This is a genomic window from Streptomyces sp. CLV115 (assembly GCF_038448545.1).
In the GTDB taxonomy this organism is placed as follows: domain Bacteria; phylum Actinomycetota; class Actinomycetes; order Streptomycetales; family Streptomycetaceae; genus Streptomyces; species Streptomyces sanglieri.
Genome location: NZ_JBCEWQ010000233.1, coordinates 1 through 9,455 on the forward strand (window position 1 = coordinate 1; position 9,455 = coordinate 9,455).

General features: G+C 75.0%; 4 protein-coding genes. 2 read left to right on the plus strand and 2 right to left on the minus strand.

Going from position 1 to position 9,455, the window contains the following annotated elements:
- Positions 1–56: 56 nt before the first annotated feature.
- Positions 57–1,775 carry a sporulation protein gene (locus AADR41_RS39530; protein WP_342287080.1) on the minus strand — a complete coding sequence of 573 codons (1,719 nt, stop codon included), beginning with the start codon at positions 1,773–1,775 and terminating at the stop codon, positions 57–59.
- Between the two features lie 1,242 nt (positions 1,776–3,017).
- Between AADR41_RS39530 and AADR41_RS39535 the strand changes: the two genes are divergently transcribed.
- Together AADR41_RS39535 and AADR41_RS39540 are read left to right on the plus strand one after the other, a co-directional pair.
- The gene (locus tag AADR41_RS39535) at positions 3,018–5,132 is read left to right on the plus strand and encodes an asparagine synthase-related protein (RefSeq protein WP_342287081.1); all 2,115 of its coding nucleotides are present in this window, start codon (positions 3,018–3,020) and stop codon (positions 5,130–5,132) included.
- A gap of 180 nt (positions 5,133–5,312) precedes the next feature.
- Positions 5,313–8,918 carry an AfsR/SARP family transcriptional regulator gene (locus tag AADR41_RS39540; protein WP_342287082.1) on the plus strand — a complete coding sequence of 1,202 codons (3,606 nt, stop codon included), beginning with the start codon at positions 5,313–5,315 and terminating at the stop codon, positions 8,916–8,918.
- Here the strand turns inward: AADR41_RS39540 and AADR41_RS39545 are convergent.
- A partial coding sequence (locus AADR41_RS39545; protein WP_342287084.1) for an NPCBM/NEW2 domain-containing protein occupies positions 8,905–9,455 on the minus strand: 551 nt, incomplete at its 5' end. The two genes, AADR41_RS39540 and AADR41_RS39545, sit on opposite strands and share 14 nt — an antisense overlap.

The following is a 9,455-nucleotide window of genomic DNA, read 5'->3' on the forward strand; positions in this document are numbered from 1 at the left end:
CCCCCCCCCCCCCCCCCCCCCCCCCCCCCCCCCCCCCCCCGGGACGGTCGGGACGGTCAGGCGGGTGCCACCAGGAGCGGCCGGGCCCGCTCGCGGAGCTCGGCGACACGGGGCTCGTGACCGTACGGTTCGAGCCGGTGCAGCAGATCGCGTACGTACTCGGTGGTCCGCGCCGAGGAGATGCGGCCCGCCACCTCCACCGCCCTGGTGCCCGCGGCGCAGGCCGCGTCCAGGTTGCCCGACTCCAGCTCGGCCACCGCCGACACCACGAGCCGCAGCCCGTGCGAGCGGACGAACTCCTCGGTGGGCCTGGAGAGCGCCTGTTCGGTGAAGCGCCGCACCTGCCGGGGTGCCTTCAGGTCGAGGTGGCACTCGGCGGCGTCGGCGGCGAACCTGTCGTACGAGTAGAAGCCCAGCCAGGACGGGTCCGCGTCGCCGCCCCTGGAGCGCTCCAGCCAGCCCTCGGCGGCCCGCAGCGCGGACCCCGCGGCGGCCGCGTCGTTCGCCTTGGCATGGGCACGCGCCTCCACCAGGCGGAAGAAGCTCATGGTGCGGGCCGTGGCGAGGCCCCGGTTGCGCTCCACGGCGGCCTGCGCGAGGTCGACCCCCTCGTCGGCGAAGCCGCGGTATGTCGCCTGGAGCGACATGGACGCGAGCACGTAGCCGCCGAGGGGGACGTCGGCCGCGGCCCGCGCGAGTCTCAGCGCCTGGATGTAATAGCGCTGCGCGGCCTCCTGCTGGCCGGTGTCGAAGGCCATCCAGCCGGCGAGCCTGGTCAGCTCGGCCGCGGCGCCGAAGAGCGCCCGGCCCACCTCGTCGCTGTACGAGCCGAGCAGCAGCGGTGCGGCATCGACCCGTAAACACTCGGGAACCATGGAGGAACGCCAGTCCCCGCCGCCGTACTTGGAGTCCCAGCGGCGGGCGTCCTGGGCCGCCTCGCGCAGCTTGGAGACATCGCTGTGGCCGACCCGCAGCGGGGAGATGTCGCTGGTGGTGGTGATCGCGGTGGGCGGGACGGCGGGGGGCACGGGTGCCGGTTCCGCCGCCGGGACCGGCGCGGGTGCCGGTGCCGCGCCCGGGCGGGGCTGGGCGGGGATGGCGGGTGCCTGTCGCGTCCCCAGCGCGCCCAGCGTGCCGAGCGCTGTCCGGGCCGCCTGGGCGTTCAGCGCGGCCGGGGCGCCGGGCGGCACCGCCGTGCTCCTCGCCGCCGTGCCCGGCGGGCTCTGCGCCCCTGCATCGCTCCGTGCGCCCCGTGCGCCCTGGGGGTCGAAGACCGGGGCCCCGGCCGCTGCCGCAGCGTCTCGTTCCACCGTCGCGTCGGCGGGGCATATCAGCCAGCGGGACGCGGGCGTCGCGTACGCGCTCACCGAGAACGAGCCCGCGAGCGACTGCCAGATGCCGCCGCTGCCCGCCCGCCGTCCGGCCAGATCCAGCCGGTACAGCTCGGTCGCCGAGCGGACCGCCTCGCCCACGTCGCGCGGGAAGGCCAGCCCGACCTCCGGCGCCGGGTCGGCGTCCGCGAGCCCGATCTCGTGCAGCGGGACCGGCCGGCCGAGCTTGGCGCCGATCGCCGCGGCGATGAGATGGGGCGCGGCGCCCTGCGGCACCATGCCCTTGGAGACCCACCGGGCCACCGAGGTCTTGTCGTACCGAAGTGTCAGACCGCGCTGCGCCCCGAGGTCGTTGACCCGCCGGGCGAGCCCGGCGTTGCTGATTCCCGCGAGGGCGAGAACGGTTCCGAGCTTCTCGTTCGGTCCGCGTTGCTCCCTGGACATGCGCCACCCCTCGACACACAGACGGCCGCCGCGTCACCGTTGCGGCGCGCGGCATTCGTACCGTGTCCTCCCCAGCGGCGAACCCCGGCACTCCGGCCGCACACGCATATGGCCGAGCCCCGAGGAATATGCCTCCTGCAGAGAACCTCAGTAAACCCAGCGTAGTTCGCCGCATCCCTACCGTTAAGGGGCAGACGTCCGTATGGCGGGATTGTTGTCCGTGCGGGCGCGGGTGGTGGAACGGATGGGGTTCGGGTGCGGTCCGGGTACGGATCGGACGCGGGCCGGGAGTGGTCGGAACGGGGCCCGGAGGCGGTCCGGACGCCGGGTCCGCCGGGCCCGGACGGCTGCTCGACGGCGCACGGGAACGGCACGTGAGAGGCGTCGTCCGCGTGCGGCGCCGGCGTCCCGGGCCGGGCCGCGGACGTGCTCCCGGTGTGTGGCCGTGCGCCCGGCCGTGCGCTCTCGTCCGGCTGTTTCGGAAGGGCTTCCATGGGTGCTGCGTGGGTCGGCCCACTGCACAGGACTCAGTGGGCTGGGGGACACTGCCGCCTCATTCCCCGCAGGCGGCGGACCGGTCCGGGAGGTGAACGACACCTCCCGGACTGTGCATCGGCGGCCCCGGTGGAGATCCTTCGAGGCTGCCGGAGGTGTCCTGGAGGCATGCGGGAAGAATCGGCGAATGAAGTGGGGCGAAAGGGGACTTCCGGTGCGGCGGGTGTCGCCCCGCAAGGTTCCGACCCGCTCTGAAAATGGCCGAATGTCGCTGGTCGTCCGAGGTTGAGCCGCCCGTTTCGCGGACATCTCGTCGACCGCCGGAAGGTCGTCCGTCGAACGGCCCGCGAGTGGTTCGCGGCGGCTCGGGCACGGCTTGAGCATGGCCGGATTTCGGCTGGCGGAGCCGGCCCGCACCGGGCACACAACATGCTTGTTCCCTAGCGAAGTTGGCGGACGACACGCCCGGCGGAGACGGTGCGCGACGTCCTGTCGTCGAAGCGCCGGCCGCTTCCCCGGCGGACTCGGCCGACGGCCCGGGTGGCGACCCGGCGGGGCCCGGCACCGGCCCGGCCCCGCCCCGGCTCGGCCTTTGCCAGGGGCGCATGCCCTTCCGACGTGCGCCGTACGTAGCCCCTCCTGCGCGCTGTTGTCGTGGCAGCATGTTCGCAACGGCGCCGCGCGTTACCGGTGTTCACCCGATACTTTCCTGCTGCGCCGTTTTGTCCACAGCCTGTGGAGGCGGCGGTGCGTTGGTTGGTGGGGTGGAGCAGTATCGCCGCGAGCTTCGGCACGGCCGGAGCGGTCGGCCCCGGTGACGAGGGGCGCACGATGCACCCCGTGGGCTCCCAACTCCTGTGGGGCGACCCGGATCCGCTCTGGGCGGTGGGGGACTGGCGACCCGACGAGATCCGGATCACCACGGTCGAGACCGCCGAAGGCGCGCCCACTGCCCGGATGGCCGTCCTCGGCTGCTGCAGCGCCACCGACGAACAGCTGCGCGCAGGCCTCCTCGCCGCCCGCGGCGGAGCCCTGCGCCACCTCACCTCCTGGCCCGGCAGCTACACGACCGTCGTCCAGATCGGCCGCCGGATCACCGTCATCGGCGACCTTGCCGGCGCCCGCCCCGTCTTCTACACCCCCTGGGCGGGCGGCACGGCGTACGCCACCGCCGCGCTCCCGCTCGCCGACCTCATCGAGGCCCAGCTGGACATCGGCCACCTGGCCGCCCTGCTGGCCTGCCCGGAAACACCGGAGGCGCTGCGCGACGGCACCCCGTACGCCGGGGTGAAGCGCATCCCGCCGGGTCACGCCCTCATCCTCCGCGAGGGCTCGCGCGAGATCACCGGTTACGAGGCGGTGGCCTCGCTCGCCGTGGCCGCACCCCAGATCGACCCGGTCAGCGCCGTCGAAGGCGTACGCGACGCACTGGTCGAAGCCGTACGCGCCCGGCTCCTCGCCCCGCGCCACGCGCCCGAGACGCTGCCGCCCGACCCCGGCCCGGTTCCCGGGATGGGCCCCGCCGAACGGCGCGCCGCCCGTGGCGCACCGGTCCCCGGCATCGGCTCCGACCTGTCCGGAGGCAGCGCCTCCGCCACCCTCGCCCTGCTCGCCGCCGGACTGCCGGGCCTGCCCGGCACTCTCCTGGGCCACGGCACCGGCGCGGGGGAACGGCTGCTCGCCGTCACCCTGAACGACCTCACCGCGCGCGGCCACGAGGACGAACTCGAACGCGCCCGCGTCATCGCCGCCAACCCGCGCCTGCACCACGTGGTCGTCGCGGCCGGGGAAGAGGCCCTGCCCTACGCCGACCTGGGCGGCGGCCCGCTCACCGACGAACCCGCCCCGTCCCTCGTCGTCGCCGAGCGCCACCGCCGCCGCCTCGCCTCGGGCAGTGCCGACCACTTCGTCGGCGGCGGCGCCCGCCAGGTCCTCGACGCCCACCCGGCCCGCCTCGCCGACCTGCTGATGGACCGTCGCCGACGCCATCTCCTGCGCCCGGTCGCCGCGCTCGCCAGGGCGGAGGGCCCGAGCGCGCACTCCCTGGTCGTGCCGCTCACCGTCTACCGCGCGGCCCGCCGCCTGTCCCGTACGTCGTACCGCACCGGCCTGGAAGCGGCGGCCGGCCGGCTGCCGGACGCCAACCGGAACGCCCCCGACCTCGACACCCCCGCCGACGCCTCGCTCGCCGCCCTCGCCTGGTCGCGGCCCGGACCCGCCGCGCGCTGGCTCACGGGGGAGGCGCTCGCCGAGGTTTCGGTGCGGCTCCAGGAGGCGGCGGTCCGCCCGGTCTCCGTCCAGCGGCCCGGCGAGGCCCGGGCCAGGGCCGCCCTGGCCCGGTACGCCGCCGACCACCGGATCCTGGAACAGGCCGCCGAGAACCGCAGCCAGCGGCTGCACGCCCCCTTTCTCGACAACCAGGTCGTACGCGCCGCCCGCGCGCTCCCCGAATCGCTCCGGGTCCAGCCGGGCGCCCGCGCCGCGATCCTGCGCCGGGTGCTCGCGGGTGCCGGCATCCACGACCTGCCGCCGGGCTGGGGCACCACCCCCTCCCGCGCCACCTCGAACGCGACCGCCCGTACCGGCCTGCGCGCCGCCCTCCCGGAGCTGATCGCCCTCTTCGACGCCCCGCTCCTCGCCGACGCGGGCCTGGTCGAGGCCCGCGTCGTACGGAAGGCCCTGCGCGCGGCCTCCGAGGGCGAACCGCTCCCGCTGGACGGCCTCGCGCACCTGGCGTCCACGGAGCTCTGGCTGCGCCGCCTGGTGTCGCGGCGCGGCACCTGCTGGACGGGAACGGCGGCGCCCCGCCAGCGCGCGGTCGCGGGCGGAGTGGTGCCGGCCAGGCGGACACTGCAGCCGTAGGCACGGGTTGCGGCACGGCTGGTGCGGGGCCGGTGGGGCCGGTGGGGCTGGTGTGGTCGGGGTGGGCCGGTGCGGCTGGAACGGGGCCGGTGCGGGACCGGTGTGGTCGGCGCGGGGCCCGTGCGGTGCCTGTGCGGGCGGTCGGCTGCCGTCGGCCGGGGCGCGGGACACAATGGCCCGATGCGGTACCTGATCCTCGGCGTCACCGAGGCGCGAGACGAGAACGGCGCCGTGCTGCCCGTGAACGGCATCCGGCTGCGCGCCCTGCTCGCCGCCCTCGCGCTGCGAGCGGGACGCCCCGTCCCCGTCGCCGACCTGCTCGACGACATATGGGGCGCGGATCCCCCGCACGACGCTCCCGCCGCACTCCAGGCCCTCGTCGGCCGGCTGCGCCGGACACTGGGCCGGGACACGATCGCGAGCACCCACGGGGGCTACCGCCTGGAGGCCGGACCGGACGACGTCGACCTGCACGTGTTCGAGCGGCTGTCCCGCCGGGGCGCCGAGGAGCTCGACTCGGGCGATCCCGCGACGGCGGCGCGCACGCTCCGTACCGCACTCGGCCTGTGGCGCGGCCCCGCCCTGGCCGACCTGCCGGACCGGGACCACGGCCACGCCCTGCGCCCCGATGCCCACCGCCTGGCCGCGCTGGAACGCCGCATCGAGGCCGACCTGCGGTGCGCGGCCATGGGCGCGGGCGCCGCCGCGGGGCCCGGCGACGGACGGACGAGCGGCCCTCGGACCCTCGTACCGGAGCTCATGGAGCTGACCGCCGCCCACCCGTACGATGAACGCTTCCGGGCCCAGCTGATCCGTGCGCTGCGTGCCGAAGGCCGCCAGGCCGATGCGCTGGCGGCGTACGAGGACGCCCGCCGCACTCTCGCCGACGGTCTCGGGACCGATCCCGGACCTGAACTGATCGAACTGCACCGGGAGTTGCTCACCCCGTCGCAGTCCCTGTCGCTGTCGCCGACCCAGTCGCAGTCAGTGACCCGTTCGCAGCCGCAGCCGCAATCACCTCCGGCTCGGTCGCTGTCGCAGCCGGCGTCACAGCCGCAGGTGACGGCGGCAGCGGCAGGGACCTCGGCCACCCCGGCTGCCTCGCCCGTCCCGGTCGGCAACCTCCGGCCCCGGCTCACCTCGTTCGTCGGGCGCGAGCCCGAACTGCGCTCCATCGGCGCCGATCTGACCCGCTCCCGCCTGGTCACCCTCACCGGCCCCGGCGGATCCGGCAAGACCCGGCTGGCCGAGGAGGCCGCCGCCCACGGAGCTCCCACGGACGCCTGGATCGCCGAACTCGCCTCCGTGGAAGACCCCGTGGACGTACCCGGAGCCGTGCTCTCCGCTCTCGGGCTGCGCGAGACGGCTCTCCTGCGCGACACCAGCCGCGACACACAGCCGCCGCGCACCGACCCGACCGAACTCCTCGTCGAGCACCTGGCGCACTGCTCCCGCATCCGCCCCGTCCTGCTCATCCTGGACAACTGCGAACACGTCATCGACGCGGCCGCCGCCCTTGCCGAGACCCTGCTCACCCACTGCCCGCGGCTGCGGATCCTCGCCACCAGCCGCGAACCCCTCGGCGTCCCCGGCGAATCCGTACGACCGGTCGGCCCGCTCCCGGCCGATCCCGCCCATCGGCTGTTCGCCGAGCGCGCCCGTGCCGTACGCCCCGATTTCGACCCCGGGCAGGGGGCGGCGCACGATGCGGACGCCGTCGCCGAGATCTGCCGGCGGCTCGACGGGCAGCCGCTCGCCATCGAGCTGGCCGCCGCCCGGCTGCGGATGCTCGGCCCGCGCCAGATCGCGGACCGGCTCGACGACCGGTTCCGTCTGCTGACCGGCGGAAGCCGCACCGTACTGCCGCGTCAGCAGACGCTGCGTGCCGTCGTCGACTGGTCCTGGGACCTGCTCGACGAGGACGAACGCACGGCTCTGCGGCAGGTCTCCGTCTTCGCGGGCGGCTGGGACCTTCAGGCCGCGGAAGCCGTCGTCACGTCCGGGGCGGCGGGCTCTGCCGGTCCCTTCCCCGGGGCGGATCCTGTCCGGTCGTTCCCCGGGCCGGATCCTGCCCGGTCGTTCCCCGGGCGGCTCTCCACCGCCGACCTGATCGGTGCTCTCGTCGACAAGTCCCTCGTCGTCGCCACCCCGGGCACCGCCGGTGAGATGCGCTACCGGCTCCTGGAGACCATTCACGAGTACGCCGCCGAACGCGCCGCCGAGGTCCCGGAGATACGCGCCGCCGCCGCGAGCGCGCACACCGCGTACTTCCTCGCACTCGTCGAGCGGGCCGAGCCCCGCATCCGCTCCGGCGAGCAGCTGCCCTGGATCGAGCGGCTGGAGACGGAGCTGGACAACATCCGGGCCGTCCTCCAGCGGACCGTCCTCACGGGCCCGTCCGAGCCGGAGGCCGTGCGACTGGTTCTCGGCATGGGGTGGTTCTGGTGGTTGCGCAACTTCCGCACCGAGGGCCTCACCTGGACCGAACGGGCCGTGACGCTCGGCCCCGAGCCGACCGACAGCGGCGACCCCCGCTACTGGCCGCGCATGCACCTGGAGATGCTGCGGCACTTCCTCGTACTGGAGACCCGGCCCACCGAGGACCTCCTCGACGACGAGGGCCGGCGGGCGCTGATGGCGCGGGTGGCCGACGCGTTCAGGTCCTCGGGCCCGCAGTCCGCCCGCTTCCCGGGACTGCTCTGGCCGATGGCCACGTTCAGGACCGGCACGGTGACCGGAACCCACGCGAACATCGAGTCGGCGGTCGAGAACGCCCGTGTCCACGGTGGCGCCTGGGAATACTGCGTCACGCTGATGTACCGCACCCACATGGTCGTCGACATGCCCGGCGGCATGCCCGGGGTCGACGCCGATCTCGCGGAACTGAGCGAACTGAGCCGCCGGGTCGGCGACCGCTGGATCCGGGCGCAGGTCGCCAGCGCGACGGCGGAGGCGGCCGTGATGCGTGGCCGGTCGGCACAGGCCCGGGCGGCGTACGAGGAGGCACTGCTGCTGTCCCGTGAGGTCGGGGCGCACATCGAGGCGCCGTTCCTCCTCGCCCGTCTCGCCGAACTCGCCCATCTCAACGGGGATCTCGCGGACTTCGACCGGCTCCTGACCGAGGCCGAGCGGGAGGCGGAGCGCTACCAGGTGCACGACGCCCGCGCGTACGGGCAGTTCCTGCGCGCCGGCGTGGCCCTGGAGCGGGGTGACATCGTGGCGGCGCGGTGCCTGGTCACCGAGGCGGCGGACGCGGTCGGACGGGGCAGCCTGCCGCCACACGTCAACGCCGTGGTCGACGGGCTGGCCGCGCGGATCGCGGTGCGCGAACCGGGGCCCGGCGGTGGTCCGGTCGCGGGCGTGCGGGGTCTGACGGCGGCGCTCCGCGCGGCGCGGGACGCCCAGTGCGCCGAGCTCGTCACCGGGCAGCTGGCGGAGGACGTGGCGAACGTGCTGCCCGAGGTGGGCCGGCACGGAGCGGCCGTACGGATCCTGGCGGCGGCGGACAGCTGGCGCCCGTTCGACCCGAGGTCCGAGGCGCAGCGGTCCGAGGCGGCCGGGACCGTCCGGCGGGCACGCGAGGAGCTCGGACCTCAGCGGTACGAGTCGGAGCGCGCCGCGGGCCGCACCCTGACCGTCGACGAGGTCATCGACCTGCTGACCCGGATCACCGAGGAGCTCCCGGCGGCGGGAGCGCCGGGAGCCACGGGTGGGCCGGGCGTTACGGGTGGGCCGGGGATGCCGGGTACCCCGGGTGCGCCGCCGGACCGTCTCACTGGCAGCTGATCGTCGAATTCGCCCAGTTGGCGAGGGCCATGAAGCCACCATGGTGGCCGGGCTCGACGACCAGCCGGATGCTCTCCTGACCGGCGATACCGACGCTCATCGGCACGGCCGGGTCGTCACCGTTCATCACCGGAGACCGCCAGAGCCGCGTTCCGTCGCCGTTGAAGACGGAGAAGCGCGCCGAGCCGAGGCCCATCGTCAAGTCGTCGATCCCGACCAGGGCCTCGTACCGCGTGCACTGCCTGTTCAGCCGGATGGTGACCGAGGAATTGCTGTGGACGGTCACCCCGTGCGCGTAGGTCGTGCCGCCGATCGACACATGGGAACGCTGCCAGACCCAACTGCTCTCACCCATCACCACTTCCGGTTCGGAGTGGTCGCCCAGGATCGAATAGCTCAGCTCGCTGACCTGATAGACGCTCGGCGCCGGAGGCGTCGGGACCGGGGGTGTCGGAGTCGGGGGCGGCGTCCGGGTGGGCGTCGGTGTCGGCGTCGGGGTCGGGGTCGGCGTCGGCTTGGGCGCGGGGGGCTTCGGCC

Excerpts from the sequence above, each read along its gene's own strand:
- AADR41_RS39530 (WP_342287080.1), bottom strand. The coding sequence starts at position 1,775 with ATGTCCAGGGAGCAACGCGGACCGAACGAGAAGCTCGGAACCGTTCTC.
- AADR41_RS39540 (WP_342287082.1), top strand. The coding sequence starts at position 5,313 with ATGCGGTACCTGATCCTCGGCGTCACCGAGGCGCGAGACGAGAACGGC.